18 protein-coding genes are annotated in these 18,311 nt (G+C 47.0%); 3 read left to right on the top strand and 15 right to left on the bottom strand.

From position 1 onward, the window contains the following. Positions 1 to 8: 8 nt before the first annotated feature. The 7 genes from H5715_RS03405 to H5715_RS03375 form a co-directional block, all read right to left on the bottom strand. The gene (locus H5715_RS03405) at positions 9 to 1,130 is read right to left on the bottom strand and encodes a porin (protein WP_139309855.1); all 1,122 of its coding nucleotides are present in this window, start codon (positions 1,128 to 1,130) and stop codon (positions 9 to 11) included. A 203-nt stretch (positions 1,131 to 1,333) separates the two neighbouring features. Beyond that, complete coding sequence (locus H5715_RS03400) at positions 1,334 to 1,714, bottom strand: hypothetical protein (RefSeq protein WP_075186833.1); 381 nt, start codon at positions 1,712 to 1,714, stop codon at positions 1,334 to 1,336. 144 nt (positions 1,715 to 1,858) lie between these two features. Then, positions 1,859 to 4,003 carry a TonB-dependent receptor family protein gene (locus tag H5715_RS03395; RefSeq protein WP_075186832.1) on the bottom strand — a complete coding sequence of 715 codons (2,145 nt, stop codon included), beginning with the start codon at positions 4,001 to 4,003 and terminating at the stop codon, positions 1,859 to 1,861. Positions 4,004 to 4,131: 128 nt separating this feature from the next. Next, complete coding sequence (locus tag H5715_RS03390; protein WP_139309854.1) at positions 4,132 to 4,515, bottom strand: FtsL-like putative cell division protein; 384 nt, start codon at positions 4,513 to 4,515, stop codon at positions 4,132 to 4,134. Between the two features lie 22 nt (positions 4,516 to 4,537). Next, positions 4,538 to 5,059, bottom strand: coding sequence for a GNAT family N-acetyltransferase (locus H5715_RS03385; protein ID WP_075186830.1), 522 nt, complete (start codon positions 5,057 to 5,059; stop codon positions 4,538 to 4,540). After that, a complete protein-coding gene (locus H5715_RS03380) occupies positions 5,046 to 5,570 on the bottom strand; it encodes a c-type cytochrome (RefSeq protein ID WP_083608144.1) in 525 nt (174 codons plus the stop codon). Before H5715_RS03380 ends, H5715_RS03385 begins: the two co-directional genes overlap by 14 nt. A gap of 57 nt (positions 5,571 to 5,627) precedes the next feature. Continuing rightward, positions 5,628 to 5,903, bottom strand: coding sequence for a hypothetical protein (locus tag H5715_RS03375; RefSeq protein ID WP_075186828.1), 276 nt, complete (start codon positions 5,901 to 5,903; stop codon positions 5,628 to 5,630). Between the two features lie 217 nt (positions 5,904 to 6,120). Here H5715_RS03375 and H5715_RS03370 point away from each other — a divergent pair, with 217 nt between their 5' ends. Both H5715_RS03370 and H5715_RS03365 read left to right on the top strand, forming a co-directional pair. Continuing rightward, positions 6,121 to 6,801, top strand: a complete 681-nt coding sequence (locus tag H5715_RS03370) for a heavy metal response regulator transcription factor (protein WP_075186827.1) — start codon at positions 6,121 to 6,123, stop codon at positions 6,799 to 6,801. Beyond that, positions 6,794 to 8,203, top strand: coding sequence for a heavy metal sensor histidine kinase (locus H5715_RS03365; protein WP_175574299.1), 1,410 nt, complete (start codon positions 6,794 to 6,796; stop codon positions 8,201 to 8,203). The genes H5715_RS03370 and H5715_RS03365 overlap by 8 nt, the downstream gene beginning before the upstream one ends. Positions 8,204 to 8,292: 89 nt before the next feature. Here H5715_RS03365 and H5715_RS03360 read toward each other — a convergent pair whose 3' ends face one another. The 7 genes from H5715_RS03360 to H5715_RS03330 all read right to left on the bottom strand — a co-directional run bounded on the left by H5715_RS03360 (position 8,293) and on the right by H5715_RS03330 (position 16,986). Then, on the bottom strand, positions 8,293 to 9,159 hold the full coding sequence (locus tag H5715_RS03360; RefSeq protein ID WP_139309853.1) for a formyltransferase family protein: 867 nt from the start codon (positions 9,157 to 9,159) through the stop codon (positions 8,293 to 8,295). Positions 9,160 to 9,353: 194 nt separating this feature from the next. Continuing rightward, positions 9,354 to 9,704 (bottom strand): hypothetical protein, encoded by a 351-nt coding sequence (locus H5715_RS03355; RefSeq protein WP_075186923.1) that lies wholly within the window; start codon positions 9,702 to 9,704, stop codon positions 9,354 to 9,356. Positions 9,705 to 9,768: 64 nt separating this feature from the next. Beyond that, on the bottom strand, positions 9,769 to 12,879 hold the full coding sequence (locus H5715_RS03350; RefSeq protein WP_075186825.1) for an efflux RND transporter permease subunit: 3,111 nt from the start codon (positions 12,877 to 12,879) through the stop codon (positions 9,769 to 9,771). Positions 12,880 to 12,882: 3 nt separating this feature from the next. Continuing rightward, positions 12,883 to 14,613, bottom strand: coding sequence for an efflux RND transporter periplasmic adaptor subunit (locus H5715_RS03345; RefSeq protein WP_075186824.1), 1,731 nt, complete (start codon positions 14,611 to 14,613; stop codon positions 12,883 to 12,885). Between the two features lie 25 nt (positions 14,614 to 14,638). Then, on the bottom strand, positions 14,639 to 15,976 hold the full coding sequence (locus tag H5715_RS03340; RefSeq protein WP_075186823.1) for a TolC family protein: 1,338 nt from the start codon (positions 15,974 to 15,976) through the stop codon (positions 14,639 to 14,641). After that, the gene (locus H5715_RS03335) at positions 15,976 to 16,470 is read right to left on the bottom strand and encodes a DUF411 domain-containing protein (protein ID WP_075186822.1); all 495 of its coding nucleotides are present in this window, start codon (positions 16,468 to 16,470) and stop codon (positions 15,976 to 15,978) included. Before H5715_RS03335 ends, H5715_RS03340 begins: the two co-directional genes overlap by 1 nt. Before the next feature lie 114 nt (positions 16,471 to 16,584). Next, entirely contained in the window at positions 16,585 to 16,986 is a 402-nt protein-coding gene (locus H5715_RS03330) for a hypothetical protein (RefSeq protein WP_139309852.1), read from the bottom strand. Positions 16,987 to 17,313: 327 nt separating this feature from the next. Here H5715_RS03330 and H5715_RS03325 point away from each other — a divergent pair, with 327 nt between their 5' ends. Further along, the gene (locus H5715_RS03325; protein ID WP_026337685.1) at positions 17,314 to 17,949 is read left to right on the top strand and encodes a DUF6088 family protein; all 636 of its coding nucleotides are present in this window, start codon (positions 17,314 to 17,316) and stop codon (positions 17,947 to 17,949) included. A 59-nt stretch (positions 17,950 to 18,008) separates the two neighbouring features. Here the strand turns inward: H5715_RS03325 and H5715_RS03320 are convergent, their stop codons facing one another. Next, the gene (locus H5715_RS03320; protein WP_037991016.1) at positions 18,009 to 18,260 is read right to left on the bottom strand and encodes a helix-turn-helix domain-containing protein; all 252 of its coding nucleotides are present in this window, start codon (positions 18,258 to 18,260) and stop codon (positions 18,009 to 18,011) included. Positions 18,261 to 18,311: the final 51 nt, after the last annotated feature.

The raw sequence follows: 18,311 nt of genomic DNA, 5'->3' as shown, positions 1-18,311 counted from the left end.
GGTCTCTCCTAGAAGCCATAGCTCAATTGAATGGCAAAACGTTGATCGTCTTCTCCCTCTTCGAGATCGGTATCGTCATAGGCAACTTTGATCACCGAGCGGGCATCCAACCAGTAATTCACTCCGACCATCCAACGACTGGCTTCTGCCAGCTGGTTGGTTTCGGCGTACTCGAGTACCAACTCCGTACCCGAAAGCGATGGCCAAAGTTTTCCCGTTTGAAAAGTGCTCTGCAGATACCAGCCATCGCGTTTGAAGGTATGAATTTCACTCTCGCCTTCTTCTTCCTCGCGCCCATCCGTTTGCGTTTCGATGTACTCTCCGCGCAGCAGGTAATGTGAGCCAATCAGATTGATATCGACACCCTGGGCACGGAAGTCCAATGACTCCTCTTCGTCGTAGCTGGCGCTATAGTAAGATGCGCCGAGTTCGAGGCCCGGCAGCATGGCGTAAGCGACGCGACCACCAAATGCCTTGTCTTTATTGTTGTCACCACTGGTGGCCTCAAAGGCAAGTTCAGGCAGCTCAGCGTGATCACTCTCTTCCTCTTGATGCTCATCCTCAACCGGCTCTTCGGCGTGATCGTCGGCCTCCACTCCAGGACCATTGGTACTGTAGAGATCGATAAATACCTTTTGATGGCCACCCAGAACAATGGTTTGCTGAACGGCGACGCCAACATCACTCAATATGGGCAACAACGCTTCCATCGCCTGGTTGCTGCCGTGCGATCCATAAATACCTGGGGTCCACGGCGAACGATTGATCCAGCTTGGGTGAATATTGGGTCCAAATTGACCAAACGGGATGAGAAATTTACCCGCTGTAACCGTGGTGGTATCGGTCAGAAAATAATGAAGATCGGCATATTCCAACTCAACTTCCGTTTCACCTTCCGCGTTAATACTAATTTCAGTTTCAGCTTCAACATGCATTTTCTCGTTGAGACTGAATAGAAAAATTGGGACAAAGCGCGCGCTGTATGCACTGGTGTCTTCCGCTTCCGATGTTTCATATTTCACATCCCCATAGCCACCAAGAGCAAACCGTCCCCGATCACCCTCGTCCGCCATAACGACATGGGATAACGACGCAGCAATAGTCATTGCCGCACAAGATTTTATAGACATCAAGCGTCTCCTTTTTTACGCACCAGTTAAACTCATGGGCGCATGAAAAATAAATGTGTGAAGGATTAATTCAGAAATACTGAGGGCAATACGCTGTCGACTTAGGCCACATAACATGTGGAATACATCGAGATTAAACGAGTAGTCTTTAGTGGGAAACGCCCACTAAAAATCCACAAACGATAGACGGATTTACCCTGGGGTTAGGCAATAATGGGGGGACGAATTAAGGACTGGCTGTGTGCTGCCAAAATATTTCGATAAAGAGACAGGGTGTCTCGAGAAGATGAATCTAAATAGATGGTGGAAACAATGGACGGCAATACAGCACCACATTGGCAGTGACTCATATCACCATTTACACATGGACCACAGTCATGTGTGGCCATGGTTTTTATCGGCGCAGAATGATCATGATGCGCATCACTTGCATGGTGGTCATTTTGTGCAACGTGCTGATGCTCCACCGAATGCTCGTGCTGACTGTGATCGTGCTCCGCCTCAGCATTGGACGCGAGCGAAAGCATGGGCTGAAATAACAGCACCCAAACCAACAGTATTACTTTAACTCGCGTCAACTTCATTGACCACTCTCACTCATCATAATTTGGCAGCGCCATACAAGTTATTATCTCAAATTACCACGCCTACAAAATTGACTTAAATCAACCAAGCCAGTCCTAGGAGTCAATACGATCATCATCGATCAAAGACTCACTGTATTTCAGTTAAAAATCCAGTTTAAATCCGACCGTCAACGTTCGCGGCTTGTTTGGGCGCGCACCACCAGGGCTTCGCGCCACAATTTGCCGTTGGTCAAGCAGATTGTCCCATTTTATATACATCGATAAGCCCTCAGAAAAAGCGTAATGTGAAGTAAGATCAACCACCACCGTTTCTTCGGTCTCTGAAAATAGTGAATCATTTCCACAACGGTTATAAATACACATTTTATCGACGTAACTCATACTCAAATACGTGTTCCAACCGAACGACGATTCAAGCCCCGTTTGAATATTCAACACGTTTTTTGGCGTGTACGGCAGCGCCTCACCTTTTTGACTCGTGGACTGAGCGGGGTCAGAAATTTCCGCTAAAGTATAGGTATACACCACAGACAAAGGCACCGTTAAACCCTCAGTCACTGCCAGGTTTTGGCTTAACGAAAGCTCAATACCCGCAATACTCGCTTCACCCTCACTGACAGAGCCGGTGGTTAATTCTCCACACGGAAACGCCACTGAACAATTCGTGACTTTATTCGAGTAGTCGCTGTAAAACGTCAGGGCACTTGCGTCAAAAGAAGCATTTGAAAACCGCAATCCCATTTCATAATTCGTGCTTTTTTCTGGCTCGATATTATTCTGGTCGCTTGGTGATGCCGGCGCGAAACCGGTGTGAGCCCCGGCGAGAAGTTGCCACTGGTTATTGAGCTCATAGGTCACGCCTACGCCTGTCATGATTTCTTCAATTTGATTCGTCGCCGATAGCGTACTTTCGCTGCGTGCGGTATCACTGTAACGTCTTTGTTGCATTCGAATATTTTCATATCGAACACCGAGCGTTAGCGCCAGGTCATTTTTTACCTGCCATACATCCATCAGGTGGGCCGATGTTGCCTTAGCCTCCTCGAGCCGATTATTGCTCGCACTAGGCTGGCTCACGCGGTCAAAAATTAATGCACTCTCACGTTGAAAATAAATGTCTGACGGCTGAAATCGATCCGAGCTGTCTTCGTGATATCGAACCCCACCCTGAATCGCATGCTCTCTCCAACGCCAATCCACTATCGACTGGACACCCTCACTAACATACTCGCGATCATTATGTTTAATACTGATTTCTGCATCCACAGTACCATCAAGTATGCCTTGTGCATTTGCCTCGCCATCATTGGCTGCATCGATGACACGTCCAAATCCATTGCCATTTATTTTATCGACTTTAAACCAATCTCGGGCAAAGGAATTTCTATAGGCGGTCGTGGTAAATTTTAGATTTGGATTTACCTTGAATAAATGACGTGCGCTGAAACCCACATGGCGTGAGCTCATTTGATCCAGAGCCGTTAAGCCGTAGCGCCGATTCATATCCCGATCAAAATCCGCGTCAGAAAGCCCGACATAAGTCACATCCGACGACTCCTCTGAATACTGCAATTTCACGTCCAGCTGCTGGTAGTTTTCCTGATTTTTATCGCCACCATTCACAGAAAATTTCAGCATATAATCTTCAATATCAAAGCCACTGTTTTCAGGTGATCGATCAATCCGCTTAAAGCCATCGCTTTGGGCTTGATACGTTTCCAATAGAAACCCCATGTTTTCCACACGATTTCCATAACGTATATGTGCCTTGTTACTGCTATATTCTCCTGACTCAACATTAAATACCCCACTGCTGTCTTCAGGAATCGGAGCAGAAACTAAATTAACGACACCGGCCACTGTTGAAGGCCCGTATTTTAATAAGCTGCTCCCTTTTAATACTTCGATACCCGACATTCTTCCGGCCGTTGGGAAATAATAGGCTGCGGGGGCCGAATACGGCGCTGGTGCGATTAATACACCGTCTTCCAACAACGTAATTTTCTCTGACCGCTCGGCCCCAGCCCCTCGGATACCAATATTCGGGCGTAATCCAAAACCGTCTTCTTCTTGAAGATAGACACCAGGGACCTGACGCATCATTCGATTGATATCCGTATATTCAAATTTTAATAAGGCCTGTTCATCAATAACGTGAGCTGAACCCGGCAATGTTTGAGCATTCTCTCGGTTACCAATGATCGTCACCTCCTCAATCGAGTCGGCATACGCTGACACATTAACAACACTGCAAATAAACACCGTTGACCCAAAATTCTTGAACATAAAACACCTTTTTGTAAAAACAACCAGAAAGGTGCCACACTACAAAACCGCCATATTAAATGCAAATGATAATCATTATATTTTTCAAAGTAGTCCGAATTTTCTTGCTCTAGTCCGATCGCGCTCGCTTAATGAATGACTTGATTCAACTGCGCCAACGCTTTCTCACTCGCTTTAAGCGCTTTATCTAACTCCTTAAAATAATCAATTTCATCTTCGTTTTTAATACAACGATTTGCGCGAGTCCCCGATAATTCATTCCTTAACAACAATATTGTCGATCTAACGCCTCTAATTTGTTGAGAAATATTTTTCTTTTTTTCTTTTGTATCGGAGAGCGATTTAAATTCTGCGTTATGCGATTTAACCTGGTTATTTAATTTTTCCAATTCCCGATTGGGATCATCGCCACTGTGTGCATATGCGATATTATTTAAAATGCCACCGATCAATACGAGATAGATGACTAGGCGCGAAGCAGAACACCAGTCATGTTTAACATTTCTTTTCAACAACGCTCCCAGCATTAACAGATTAGCGAACAAAGTCAGACACCAATCGTTTTCGCGCATGTACACACACGGGTTCAAATTCAAATTTTTCATATAGTTTTCGCGAGGCATTATTTCCCATCAACCAGGAAGTCGTCACTAAGCTTACGCCTTGCGCCGTTAATCGCGCGCTAGCCAGTGATAGGAGTTTGGTGGCAACGCCTTTTCTTCTAAATATCTCTACGACATACACGGCAACTATTTCTGCCACACTGATTTCTTGCCCATAATACACATCACATTTAACCTGAGTCGCTATAAACCCAACTTTATGATTTCCACTGTAGGCTGCGATGACATCAATACCAAAATCCGTTGCCCAAAAATCGAGCACCGCACTCACGGCATCTTCGCCGCCTCTGAAATGCGTTAGTAATTCTGCATGCGCAAAAAGACATTGCTCTTCATCAAATTGTGCATTCAATAGCGGAAATAACGCTCGCATTTGATCAATATTTTCAACAAGCTCATACCTTGCTACCCCTGTCTCATCAATGATGCTCATGCTGGCCTTCGCCTCGCGCGGTGAGAATCTGATATTGCTCTGAGTCCAGCCCTGGCAATCGCTGCAAAAAGGCCACCATCGCCCAGATTCGCTCATCACTATGGGTCGGACCCCACGCAGGCATACCCGAAGCTTTGATCCCATGCTTAATGATCCAAAATTGACGCCTGGCTTGCCCCTCTACGGACGGGTCGCCATGTGTATGATCTGTGTGTATTACACTTAGATTTGGCGGCTTGGGGTAAAGCCCAACGCTCAAATCTGATTCTGTTTTCCCTGGCTTTAAGTGGCATGAGGCGCACATATCGTTGTAGTCTGCCCCACCGCGTAACAACCAATCTGGGTTTTCTAGATTCGGCACGCCAATGTCTTGAGATGCGCGTGAAATCGAACGCTCACGTGCAAACTCAAGTAGCTCATAGGTCAACTTGGTATGAGGCACATCTGCGCCTATGGGATACAACCCCAAAACCACGTAGCCTACACCACCAATACCGAGTAAAAATATCATCGCAAATAAAACGCGTTTCACAAGACTCAAACTCCAATTTGCCACACAAAATTAATGCTAGTGCGAATCATGTTTTTTATGGCCTTCTGACTTTTGGTGTGATGTTTCACCTTCTGTTTCAGATTGCTTGGCGTGTGTTTTCATGCACTTTTTCATCATCGCTTGCATCACAGGATCATCCTTTTTCATCTTGCTATGATCCATGGCACTCATTGCTTCACATTTGGGGGGTTCGGCAGTTTTGGCATGCTCAGCCTCTTCGTGAGCCAACGCAAAAGCCGGTAAAATGGTCAGTGCGCCATAAGCGGCAACACGAGTTAGAATTTTGCGCATATCAAGAACCTTTTTTTGTATGGTTGATTAACTACTACCCCTACTCCAAGCCAACAGTCGGTTGGACGGTTTCGGGTGCTTTATTGATAGGTTCTACGTTAGCCCATTTCCACCAACAGACCGATTACTGCGACATTACAATATGGTAATGTCGCTCGCACGAATTGAAAGGACAACGTACTCTTGGTTCTCCTAGAAGCCGCACTAAATAGAAATCATGAAAATATTAGTAGTTGAAGATGAGCCAAAGATCGGCCAGTACGTTCAAAAAGGCCTCTCAGAATCGGGGTACAACGTCCGTTGGTGCGATAATGGGCTAGATGGGCACCACATAGCCAAAACCGAACCCTTCGACATCATCATTCTGGATGTCATGCTGCCGGACATTGATGGGTTTCGTCTGGTGACCGCTCTACGGGAAGCCGCTATTGCAACGCCTATACTATTCCTTACCGCCAGAGACAGCATCGATGATCGTGTGAAGGGCCTTGAGCTTGGCGGTGACGATTACCTCATTAAACCTTTTGCTTTTCCCGAACTCCTCGCGCGTGTAAAAACGCTGTTACGCCGGGGAACGTCTGCGCCCCTATCAGAGACCATTGACATTGATGACATGCATATCGACCTAAAAAAGCGTCGGGTGCATCGTGGTGATCAGCGTATTGCTTTAAGCAACAAAGAATTCTCACTGTTGGAATTCCTCGCCAGTCGACGAGGCGAAGTGCTGACGAGAGCCCTAATTGCATCCCATGTATGGGATATGAACTTTGATAGCGACACCAATGTGATCGATGTTGCCGTGCGTCGCTTGCGCGCAAAAATTGACGATTCAGCGCCAACAAAACTGATTCACACAGTGCGCGGCATGGGTTATACCCTGGATGTACTTGATGATTAGTCATCTTCCGCGGTCTATTACGTTTCGCACTGCATTATCCGTCTGGGGCATTGTATTGATCTGCTTCCTGCTACTGGGGCTCGTCGTTGAATACTCCGTTAAACGCCATTTTATCGAGCAGGATACCGACGAACTTCAAGTGGTCCTCAAGGCGATTGACGATACTCTGGAACAGGAAAGCTCTGACACTTCCACCCTGAGCAAACAATTAGCACTAAGTGTTGCCGGCCACCACGGTATCTATTTCGGTGTGTTTATCTCCCCAGATAAACTGGTGTACAGTAACCACGATACACTTGCAGAGCATGCCTTAACGATTGGGACGAGCTTTCAGAATTTAAGTGCCAGCACACTTTCTAATGCTGTATTTGAAGGTCATGAATACCGCCTTACCCGTTTATCACGTCAGGTAAACAATCGAACCTACGTTATAATCCTCGGCGCCTCACTCGACTTTCACAACCACTTCATCTTGGGCTTTCGACAAACATTGTGGCTCATCATCTTGGCGTTATGCATTGTCAGCGCGGCAGCCATCTTTTTTTTTACACAACTCGGACTTCGGCCCATCCACCGAATTTCGCAAGACATACGCAACATCGGAGCCAGTGAATTAGACCAGCGTTTGCAGATGCAAAACACACCACCCGAGCTCAAAGAACTGGTCTGTGCATTTAATGACATGCTGACAAAAGTTGAAAAAGGCTACGATACGCTCAACAATTTTTCAGCCGATCTTGCCCATGAATTTCGTACTCCCTTGGCCAACCTCAGTGTGCAAACACAGGTTGCGCTAACCAAAACACGAACAAATGAGGAGTATAAAGAAACACTGTACTCCTGCCTCGAAGAATATGAGCGTTTAACCGGAATGGTCAATGACATGCTATGGCTGGCAAAGACAGACAATGCTCAACTTGATTTTGTTCATGAGCCTTTTGCTATCGACACCGAGGTTAGATCCATTATCGACTATTTTGCTGATCTGCTTGATGAGAAGGAGATTAAATTGAGCATCTCACTAGACCCTGTAAGTATCGACGGCGACAAAAACATGATTCGTCGCGCCCTTAACAATATTGTATCGAATGCTATCCGGCATACACCAAGAGAAGGGTCAATTACGATTCAGCTCAAAACCAATGTACAAAATAGCAGAGAAAAACCACGTGTATGGCTCTCCATCAGTAATACGGGAGAGCCTATTCCGGCGAGTGAAATCAACAGACTTTTTGATCGTTTTTATCAAGTAAAGGGCGCCCGGCACTCAGGCAGTAGTGGTTTGGGGCTCGCCATTGTGAAAGCTATTATCGATCTACATAACGGTACCATACGTTGCACCAGTGAAAGAGGGAAAACAGAATTTGCCATCCAGTTTCCGGTTGTAACCAGCGCCAAGTGACGCCCAAATAACCGATACCAACTAGGATCGTTTCCTACCATAAAACCGTTATACATAAACCAACGAGGGCTCAATACTCATTAAGATAATCAATGACCGATTGATAAACCAAGATTCCGCGCTTCAGTAACGTCAAGCGTCCGAAGAATATTCTTTTTAGCCAAAAGCGCGAGCCCCTCTTTAGTCGCGATAGTGAAAGCATAACGGTCTTCGTTTAATGGTTTTCCTACCGGAAAACTATGTGAATAAGTGCTAAGTTCAAGATCATTAATGAGTAAATACGTATCGCCCACCAATGCAATCACGCCCCATCGACCAAACGCTTTTGTGATGGTTCTGATTTTATCTTGAGTCATATCCCAATCGATTAATCGCTCAGCTATTGTAGCCGGTGGCCAATTAACGCCTGACTCCTGACTCATTGCTTTTTCATAAAGCTCGGAAATATTCTCTAGCAACTCAGGAAGAGCCCAAGCCACCTCAATCTGGACCTTCGCCATGTACATTTCCCAGCCATCCTGCTCCTCTAACACGATTGACCTTTGGCATAGGATATCACCCGCATCAAAGACACCATTCAGTTTGTGGAAAGTAACGCCTGCACTCTCTCTGTATTTGAGCGTTACCCAAGCCGCCGCGTCGGGCCCCCTCCCCATCGGCAACAGCGTTGGATGAACATTCACTGACATGACAGCATCGTAATCAAATTTGATTTTCCATCCGTAACCAGCAGAAAAAACACAGTCAATTTTATCTTCACAAATGATTTTATCTACAAATCCAGCCTCTACTTTATCGAACCTTATGGGAATGTTCTCAGCATTCGCCAGTGCAAGTAACTTGTCGCCATACCCTTCTTCTGCGCAAACGAATACATACGCTATTTCATGCCCAAATTCTCGCAGCATATAAAAACAATTAATAAAAAAATCATCCCCGAAATATGCGATTTTCACTACGCCATCCTTACCCTTGTGTTTATTTTCAATCACCCCTTAATATCTCAAGCGAATTTAAAGGAGCACCAAAAATAACAGTAGATGACAGCAACCAACACAAACATGACACGGACATTACAATTTTGAAATTCACTTAACCAGACGAAAACGATTGGCGCCCGATGTGAGGCCCCAATCGCTCAAGGCACATACTACTTAGCTCTTTCAGCAACATCGTGAAGTTGAATATCTCCATTAATCACTTTAGCGACCGCATAATGTTCATCAACGATACTTACGATTTCAACACGACCGACTTCGATGAGCTCGTAGTCAGATTCACCCTCTTCGACAACATCTGTACGGAAGGTCGAACGCACAACACGGAATTCATCGTTCGCCTTCGCTCCTTCCCGACTGCCAATACACATCACGACTTCACGATCATTCACCTTAACAATTTGGCCCTTCATTAGTGCCTTGTGGTACATCGACGAAGAGCAGGCACCCAGTAACAAAATAAGAGCGCCCAATACACCAAACTTAAAAAATTTATTTTTCATGAGATTTTCATCCTTTTGAAGGTTAAAATTGCCGACACCGTTAATCAAGTGCCGGCATGAGAGATTAGGAAACACGTTTCTTCCATAGGAAATACACGGCCGGTAACACCAACAGCGTTAAAAACACCGCACTGATCATCCCGCCAACCATCGGCGCGGCAATCCGGCTCATCACTTCGGAACCTGTGCCTGAACCGTATAAAATTGGAAGCAGACCGACGGTCACGGCAGCCGCCGTCATCATGACTGGCCGAACACGAAGACCCGCCCCATCGATAACCGCTTGTCGGAGTGCTTCAGACGACAGCACCCCGCCCTCAGCATCAGCCTTAGCCCGATTCCAAGCTTGATTTAAGTACACCAACATAATCACACTGATTTCGACGGCAACACCGGCTAGAGCAATAAAACCCACGCCAACGGCGATAGAGAAATTAAAGCTTTCAAAATACATCAGCCAAATACTACCAATCAGGGCGAATGGTAATGTCCCCATCAATATTGCCACTTCGATAAAGCTTCGGAAGTTCATAAACAGCAATATGGCGATAATGGCCAAGGTCAAAGGAATGACGTAAGTCAGTTTGGCTTTGGCACGCTCCATGTATTCATACTGTCCGGACCACCCCACCGAATAACCCGCTGGTAATTCAAGCTGCTCTGCAACTACCTGCTGAGCGTTCACAACATAGGTACCGACGTCAATGCCATCGATATCCACAAAGGTCCAACCATTTATGCGTGCGTTCTCACTTTTTATTCCTGGGGGGCCATCTTCTATCCTTACATCAGCGACATCACCAAGGGCTATCCGCTCACCTCTGGGCGTAACAATCGGCAGTAACGCAAGTTGTTGGGGCGAATCTCGATACGACTGAGGATACCGAATATTCACGGGGTAACGTTCAAGCCCTTCCACGGTTTGCGTGACATTCATACCGCCAATCGCAGAAGCGATGACCTGTTGAACATCCGCAATATTCAACCCAAAGCGCGCAGCTTTTGCCCGGTTAATATCTACGTTGAGATAGCGCCCGCCAGCTACGCGCTCTGAGTAAACCGATGCCGTACCGGGCACATCTTTTAAAATCACCTCCAACTGCTTTCCGATGTCCTGTATCACCGTTAAATCCGGCCCCGCGATTTTTATGCCCACCGGCGTTTTAATGCCCGTGGCTAACATATCGATGCGCGTTTTAATGGGCATCACCCAAGCATTTGTGACACCTGGAAGTTTAACCAACGCATCAAATTCCTTTTTTAGCGTTTCAGTGGTGACACCTTCTCGCCACTCGCTTTGTGGTTTTAATTGAATGAAGGTTTCTATCATGGTGAGCGGTGCGGGGTCGGTCGCAGAATCCGCTCGCCCGATCTTACCGAACACTGTTTTTACTTCGGGCACACTGGCAATCAGCTTATCGGTTTGCTGCAGTAACTCTCGAGCTTTACCGATTGATATCCCGGGATACGTGGTTGGCATGTACATCAAGTCGCCTTCATCCAATGGCGGAATAAACTCACTGCCGATTTTTCCTAAGGGCCACATGACAGTCGAAAGTAGCAACAGCGCGATCACTAGCGTCATTTTTGGAAACGCCAGCACTTTTTTCAGCACGGGCATATACGTCGCAGTTAAAAAGCGATTGATGGGATTTTTGTGTTCCGGCAAGACACGACCGCGAATAAAATACCCCATTAATACCGGCACCAAGGTGATTGCCAGTGCCGCGGACGCGGCCATTGCATAGGTCTTGGTATAAGCAAGTGGGCTAAACATCCGCCCCTCTTGAGCCTCTAAAGTAAATACAGGAACGAAACTCACTGTAATAATCAGCAAACTAAAAAACAGCGCTGGCCCAACCTCAGAGGCCGACTCCGCGACAACCTGCCAACGATTCTCTTTGGTCAACGGCGTCTTTTCCATGTGTTTATGCATGTTTTCAATCATGACGATTGCTCCATCAATCATCGCGCCAATGGCAATCGCGATCCCTCCGAGCGACATGATATTGGCGTTAATGCCTTGAGCATGCATGATGATAAACGCAGTCAGAATACCCACCGGCAAACTGAATATTGCCACCAGGGATGAGCGAATATGAAAAAGGAAGGCCATACATACGAGCGCGACAACAACAAACTCTTCAAGAAGCTTATGCCATAGGTTTTCAACCGCACGCTCAATCAAACCGGAGCGATCGTACACCGTGACAACCTCTACGCCTTCAGGCAAGCCTTGTTTCAATTGCTCGAGCTTAGCTTTGACACCATCGATGGTGGTCTGGGCGTTTTCACCAAAACGCATGACCACAACACCACCTACTGTTTCACCCTCGCCATTGAGTTCGGCAATTCCTCTGCGCATTTGCGGTCCGAGACCGATATCCGCAACGTCCTTCAAAAGTAATGGAGTGCCATTTTCATTCACACCCAACGGAATGTTGGCCAAATCCTCTTCACTCTGTAAGTAGCCCGAGGCACGCACCATGTACTCGGCTTCAGCCATTTCAACGACCGATGCACCGACCTCTTGGTTTGCCCGTTTAATCGCCATCTGAATATGAGACAAGGGAATACCAAAAGCCCGTAATTTCTCTGGGTTTACTGTCACCTGGTATTGCTTGACCATACCTCCAACGGCCGCGACTTCTGAAACACCCGGCACCGTCTGAAGTTCGTATTTTAAAAACCAATCCTGCAAACTTCGCAGCTGGCTCAGGTCGTGTTTTCCCGTTCGATCAATAAGTGAGTAGATATAGACCCAGCCCACACCAGTGGCATCAGGGCCTAGTTGAGGTTTCGCCGCTGGGGGTAACGAAGGCGCTACCTGACTCAGATATTCCAAGACGCGGCTTCTCGCCCAGTAAAGATCCGTTTGCTCATCAAAAATGATGTAAACATATGAATCGCCAAAAAAAGAGTAACCTCGTACCGTCACAGCGCCAGGTACCGACAACATGGCCGTCGTGAGCGGATAGGTCACCTGATCTTCAACCACCTGAGGCGCCTGCCCGGGGTAAGACGTTTTGATAATGACCTGTACGTCACTAAGATCGGGAATTGCATCCACAGGCGTACGCTTTAAGGAAAACAACCCGACCCCAACGAGTATGGCGGTCGCAAGTAAGACAAAAAAACGATTGCCAACGGACCAACGAATAATGGATTCAATCATGCCTTACTCCCCGTCACCTGAGTGCTGTTGGTGATTGGAGTGATCCATCTTTGAGTGATCAACCGCGTTAGTTTCCATGCCATTGTGGTTCATTTGTGAATGGTCCATTTCTTCATGATTCATCTGGCTGTGATCCATTTTAGAATGATCCATCTCACCATGATTCATTTGGCTGTGATCCATTTTGGAGTGATCCATCTCACCGTGATTCATCTGACTATGATCCACGCTCTCTTCATCTTCCGAAGACATTTCGTTCTCACTCTCACCATTCATAATATGTGTACCCGTCATTTCATACTGCCCATTATCGAGCTTGGTAATTTCCATGTGCAGCTGAGTACCGGGTGCTAACACCTCAAAATTCACTTTTGGGTTAACCTGAAAATCCATGGTCATTTCAGGCCATTCCCAAGCGTCAATCGCATCATGTTTGACCGTCACCATTCGATGATCAGGCATTACGCTCTCGATCGTGGCGGCAACCCACACTGAGCTGGGCTGATCTTCGCCATGATGCATTCGTTTAAAGTCTGAGGTTTTGCTAGACTCGGAATCGAGTAAGAACTGGGCCGATGTCACTACCCTATCCCCTTCGCTCACGCCTTCGATGATTTCAGCAATTGACTGATCTTCACGCCCAACTTTGACGGCAATCGATTTGTAACTACCCTCTCCCAAGGCCAATACAACCCGGTCTTGGCTGCCGGTACGAATAAGTGCTTCCCTTGGGATGACAAGTAATTGCTCAGCACTATCGGAGTGCACAGCAACTTGCGCAAACATATTGGGTTTGAGCGCAAAATCTGGATTTTCAAAACGAAGGCGAAGACGCACTGTGCGTGTTTTGCTATCGAGTGTTGGGTAAATATAATCCACCTGACCTGACCAGGTTTTACCCGGCAGGTAGTCCAAGTTCATCGTGACAGGATCGCCGGCTTTAACCAGGGCCGCCTGGCGTTCAAAGATTTCCGCGTCTACCCATACTTGATCCAATGCGCCGATACTGAGCATCGTTGTGCCTGGCTTAACGTAAAAGCCTTCTCGAATATTCAGGTTATCAACCACGCCGGTTTGGGGGGCGTAGAACGTCACTGTTTGCTGAATTTTTAAGGTCTGCTTCAGCGCTTTAATGGAGGCCGCTGGAATTTGTAAGGCTTTAAGCCTGTCTTCCGCTGCCTGAATTAAGCGTGAGTTTTTACGATTAAGTGCGAGCACCAACTCTTCTTGTGCATTGACTAATTCCGGCGAATAAAGCGAATACAAAGGCTCGCCTTGTTGCACCGGATCACCGGCTGCCTTAACAAATAATTTTTCCACCCAGCCGGAGACTCGAGGATGGATGTGGATTAGCTTGTCTTCGTCGTATTTAACATATCCGACGGTGACAATTTCAGTATGAAGTGGCTGACGCTCAACCAAGCCGGTGCGAACCCCCAAATTATTAATCACATCGGGCGATATGCTGATTGTTCCGGGGCCTTCGTCATTGGCTTTTGCACCTTTGTCGTAGACTGGAATAAGATCCATGCCCATGGGCGACTTACCCGGTTTATCGCGTCGATAATTCGGATCCATCGGCGCCACCCAATACAAGGGTTCTTGCTTGGCATCCGATGACGTCTCGGAACTGCTATTTCCACCGCCCAGAGAGAGGGTCAGTAGACCACCCACAAGGGCGCCCGAAATTGCGGCAACAAGCGTTGCGGGCTTAAATATGTCTGATGTATTCATGTTTTTCTCCTATCGTTGCGCTTCACTAAAGCGCAGCGCGGCTAGATTCTTTTGTAGATGGGGTGCCCGCCTGAAAATAATTAAGCTGGGCAATGTTCTTTTGCATGTCGATATCCACATGTAATGCTTCTATCCGTGCATTAAGTTCAGCAATACGCGCACGCACGACTTCAGCAAAGTCACCGTCGTCATTTGTATAAGCGGAAAGAGAAGCCTCCGCTTGCTCGGCCATTTCTTTTAGCAAACGGGAATCAAATAAAAACTTCCGTTCGACTAACCTGAGGTACATGGCTTCTGCCGAGTCATAGCCGGCTTTCAATTGTCGCAGTACTAGCGCACGCTCGGTTTTCACGGCTTCTAATTCAGCATTAGCCGATTGCACCTTTTTGTCTTGTCGCTTACCCGTAAACAAGGGCACATCGAAGCTCACACCAACAGAAAAAAAGTCTGAGCGATCATCGCCCATGGGTGTTTGATCCCGATAACCATAACTCGCGTTAACCCCCCATTGCGGTTTGTAGCTTTGCTTCGCTAGTTTCACACCGGAGTCAAACGCGTTAATTTTTTGGTCAATGCGTTTTATTTTGGGGTGGCGACTCAAGATCTCTGACAACTGACGAAGCTTCGTAGAGCGATCTCGTTCTTTTATCAAGCCAGGCGCCTTCAATTCAATGAGGCTTTCTGAGTTCTCGTTTTCGGAAAGAGTGATGACCGGGTCACCCAACCATTCACCCAACTTAGCGAGCGACATATCCCGCTGCTGGTATAAACGCGTGAGGCGGTCGTCCAGCCGAGTCAGTTCGAGTTGCGCTCTGACGAGGTCCTGTTGACGTGTTCTTCCGGAAGCCGTGGTGTAGCTGGATTGAGCCACGTCGACCAGATGCTCAAAAAGCCCCCGGTCCTGCTCTATCAAATAGATTGTCTGTTCACTTCTATAGGTATCCAGCCACAATTGGGCAACCGTAACAGCAACCTGGGCGTTTCGATCCGCTCTCGCATAGGGCTGCATCTCACTCAACTTTTGTAGCTTTTCACGTTTGAGTGAGAGCGTTTTGCCGCGCGGGAACATTTGGCTTACACCCACTTTGAACTGCGTCATCCCCTCCTGAGAAAAATCAAAGGTATCTATCGGAAGGTTTGCCACGCCCAAGCTGACTGAGGGATCCGGAAGCGAGCCCGCTTCAACACTCAGCGCATCAAGGCTTTCTTGGCGCTTCAAACTTCCCTGAACCCATGGGTCTTGTCGTTGGGCTGTTGTCACCGCATTCTCAAGAGAGTAAGAATCGGCGTGTGCTAAGGTTGCCGACAAGGCAACCAGCGAGGCGCATACCATGGGCCTCCAAATTTTGTAGTCAAAGTGCATTAATATTGCTCCTCTAGGCTGGACACCGTGGCGAAGGGTTCGGTGCTGCCGTCAGCTTTTACCAATAACACTTCATAGGGTGTGAAACGGTCCCCCATTTCCATGCCTGGGCTACCGGCGGGCATGCCCGGTACTGCCAGACCAATAGCACCTTCCGGCGGGTTGGCTATAAAAGCAGTGATATGCTTGGCGGGAATATGGCCTTCAAAGAAATACCCATCTGAGGTCACGCCGGTATGGCAAGACTGCATATTGGCGGGAATATTGAGCTTCTTTTTGATGGCATCGAGGGAGTTACGATTGCGGATGGTAGGGTCAAAACCATTTTCTTCGATATGGGAAACCCAAAGGCCACAACACCCGCAACTTGGGCTCTTGAACACCTCTATTGCGATGCTTTGTTTAGCCTCTGACGATTCAGGTGCTGACGATTCGGAACAGGCCACCAGGGCCATAAATATGATTGAAAGAATACTGAGCGTTACAACTTTCATTGTTTAATCCTCTAAGATCCACGAGCAACAACGCTTGCGGAAATGATTAAATATGAGGATCAAAGGGATCCTCGGCTTTAAAAACGCCTAATTTCAGACGCAATTAGGGTGTGATTAGCCGAGAATGGGAGGACGGTAGAGAGAGCTAGTAGGCTTAATGACTTCAGCCTGACTTAAAAAGAAAGAAGATTGGTTACGAAACCCGAGAGTCTCAAGTCGAACGGAAGTTAGAATCGCGCTGACAGAGTGGCATGCTGTCATCGGGCACCCATCATCGCAACACTCGTTGTCAGCACTAGTAGTGGCCGTTTCAGAGGTATGAGTTGCGGCCTCAGGATGGTGAACTGCGTCACCATGACATGTCGAGCTTACGGCAGGCTGAAGAGCAGTGTCAGCGACTGTATTACTGAACATCATATTCGAATGCGCGTCCGCCAACACTACCTGACCCAAGAAGGTCAATAGTGCGAAAAGCACCCATTTGCGGGTGTTTTTGTTGGTTCGGAACGAATTCATATTCATCTTTAACTTAGATTACATCGTCAACAATAGCATTTTATATCGAATTTGCCTAGCGAGCAAGAGGCATAGATTGACTTAAGTCATGTTACATATCACGCAATCGATCTACGTCAATCTACTAACAGACTGTCACTTTCAAACTCGGGCACGACTCGACAAACTAGATAAAATTACGCCCTCTCAGCGGTACGGTAGGTATTTCTTGTACCTACCGTACCGATTCAAGCAACCCATTTTCTGAGGCTCAACACCCTAGCGATTCTAAGCATGTCTTATACTGCACCGTCAAAACAAACTCGGCACATAGAACTTTTGGCAAACATGACCACTCAAGATATTGTCCTTCACTACATTAATAACCTCGAACGTGGCGCGCCTTTCTATATAGACGAGCTCTACGAGCTCGCGTCCAAGGGCGCTGTTCAAAAAGCGATAGGTAAGCTTGTCCGAGCTGGCAAAGTCGTTCGCGTTAGCAAAGGGATGTACGCAGCACCAAAATCACTTCCAAGCGTCCCAAGTATTGTCATCACCACCAGCCCAGAAGAAATCGCCAGGCTTTGGGCAAAGAAACATGGGTATCGCTTAGTCAGTCAAGGGGTCGAAGCAGCCTATAAAATTGGCTTTCAAACGCAAGCACCGGTCAGAACTGTTTATTGGAGTGATGGGCCTACAAGGAAGTTTACATTCGGGAACGCAACGTTATTTATTCGCCGAGTTTCTAATAAGAAGCTTAAGTTTTCTGGCCAAGCTCTTGGTGGATTGTTGCGAGCAATCTACGCAACAAACGCAGATGCGATTGAGATGAAGGATCTACAAACTGCGTTTAACCGGTTGTCTATTACCAGTATAGAAATGGCAAGGATGCTTAAACAACTCCAAGAAGAACCTTTGCCGAAGAAGTGGATTAGCAAGCTTAAATCTTTCGAGAAGTTATCTACTCAGGGGCTCGACGACTAATACGCTCAAAATCCACCGTTGTCGATTTTGACAACTCTGTAAATCTAAGTATCTACGTTTCAGCTTTCACCCGACAAAGACTGAATCATCACCTCCAACCCCTCTTGTGGGTCAGCACCAATGACATGGCAATATTGGATGAACTCCAATATCTCTATTTTACGTCTATCCTGTTCCATCTTCCCCAACACAGAATGATGTCTCCCCATCTTAATAGATGCAGCTCGAAGAGATAGACCACTGTCTTCACGCTTCTGCTTCATCCAAGCGCGCAATCTATCGTAGTGAGGTGAATAAGGAGATGTTTTCATTGTCTCGATGATAGAGACAATATAGAATGTCGCGAAATTCGAGACACCGAA

The sequence above is a fragment of the Teredinibacter haidensis genome (assembly GCF_014211975.1).
GTDB classification, from domain to species: Bacteria; Pseudomonadota; Gammaproteobacteria; order Pseudomonadales; family Cellvibrionaceae; genus Teredinibacter; species Teredinibacter haidensis.
Note: the sequence above shows the minus strand (reverse complement) of the source record. Positions and strands in the feature narration are given on the sequence as shown.

Bases quoted from the DNA above. Each gene is read 5' to 3' on its own strand.
- H5715_RS03370 (WP_075186827.1), top strand. From the start codon at position 6,121: ATGAAAATATTAGTAGTTGAAGATGAGCCAAAGATCGGCCAGTACGTT.
- H5715_RS03380 (WP_083608144.1), bottom strand. From the start codon at position 5,570: ATGATATTTTTACTCGGTATTGGTGGTGTAGGCTACGTGGTTTTGGGG.
- H5715_RS03355 (WP_075186923.1), bottom strand. From the start codon at position 9,704: ATGAAAAATAAATTTTTTAAGTTTGGTGTATTGGGCGCTCTTATTTTG.
- H5715_RS03345 (WP_075186824.1), bottom strand. From the start codon at position 14,613: ATGAATACATCAGACATATTTAAGCCCGCAACGCTTGTTGCCGCAATT.
- H5715_RS03350 (WP_075186825.1), bottom strand. From the start codon at position 12,879: ATGATTGAATCCATTATTCGTTGGTCCGTTGGCAATCGTTTTTTTGTC.
- H5715_RS03405 (WP_139309855.1), bottom strand. From the start codon at position 1,130: ATGTCTATAAAATCTTGTGCGGCAATGACTATTGCTGCGTCGTTATCC.
- H5715_RS03365 (WP_175574299.1), top strand. From the start codon at position 6,794: ATGATTAGTCATCTTCCGCGGTCTATTACGTTTCGCACTGCATTATCC.
- H5715_RS03325 (WP_026337685.1), top strand. From the start codon at position 17,314: ATGACCACTCAAGATATTGTCCTTCACTACATTAATAACCTCGAACGT.
- H5715_RS03375 (WP_075186828.1), bottom strand. From the start codon at position 5,903: ATGCGCAAAATTCTAACTCGTGTTGCCGCTTATGGCGCACTGACCATT.
- H5715_RS03385 (WP_075186830.1), bottom strand. From the start codon at position 5,059: ATGAGCATCATTGATGAGACAGGGGTAGCAAGGTATGAGCTTGTTGAA.
- H5715_RS03400 (WP_075186833.1), bottom strand. From the start codon at position 1,714: ATGAAGTTGACGCGAGTTAAAGTAATACTGTTGGTTTGGGTGCTGTTA.
- H5715_RS03335 (WP_075186822.1), bottom strand. From the start codon at position 16,470: ATGAAAGTTGTAACGCTCAGTATTCTTTCAATCATATTTATGGCCCTG.
- H5715_RS03395 (WP_075186832.1), bottom strand. From the start codon at position 4,003: ATGTTCAAGAATTTTGGGTCAACGGTGTTTATTTGCAGTGTTGTTAAT.
- H5715_RS03320 (WP_037991016.1), bottom strand. From the start codon at position 18,260: ATGAAAACATCTCCTTATTCACCTCACTACGATAGATTGCGCGCTTGG.
- H5715_RS03340 (WP_075186823.1), bottom strand. From the start codon at position 15,976: ATGCACTTTGACTACAAAATTTGGAGGCCCATGGTATGCGCCTCGCTG.
- H5715_RS03330 (WP_139309852.1), bottom strand. From the start codon at position 16,986: ATGAATTCGTTCCGAACCAACAAAAACACCCGCAAATGGGTGCTTTTC.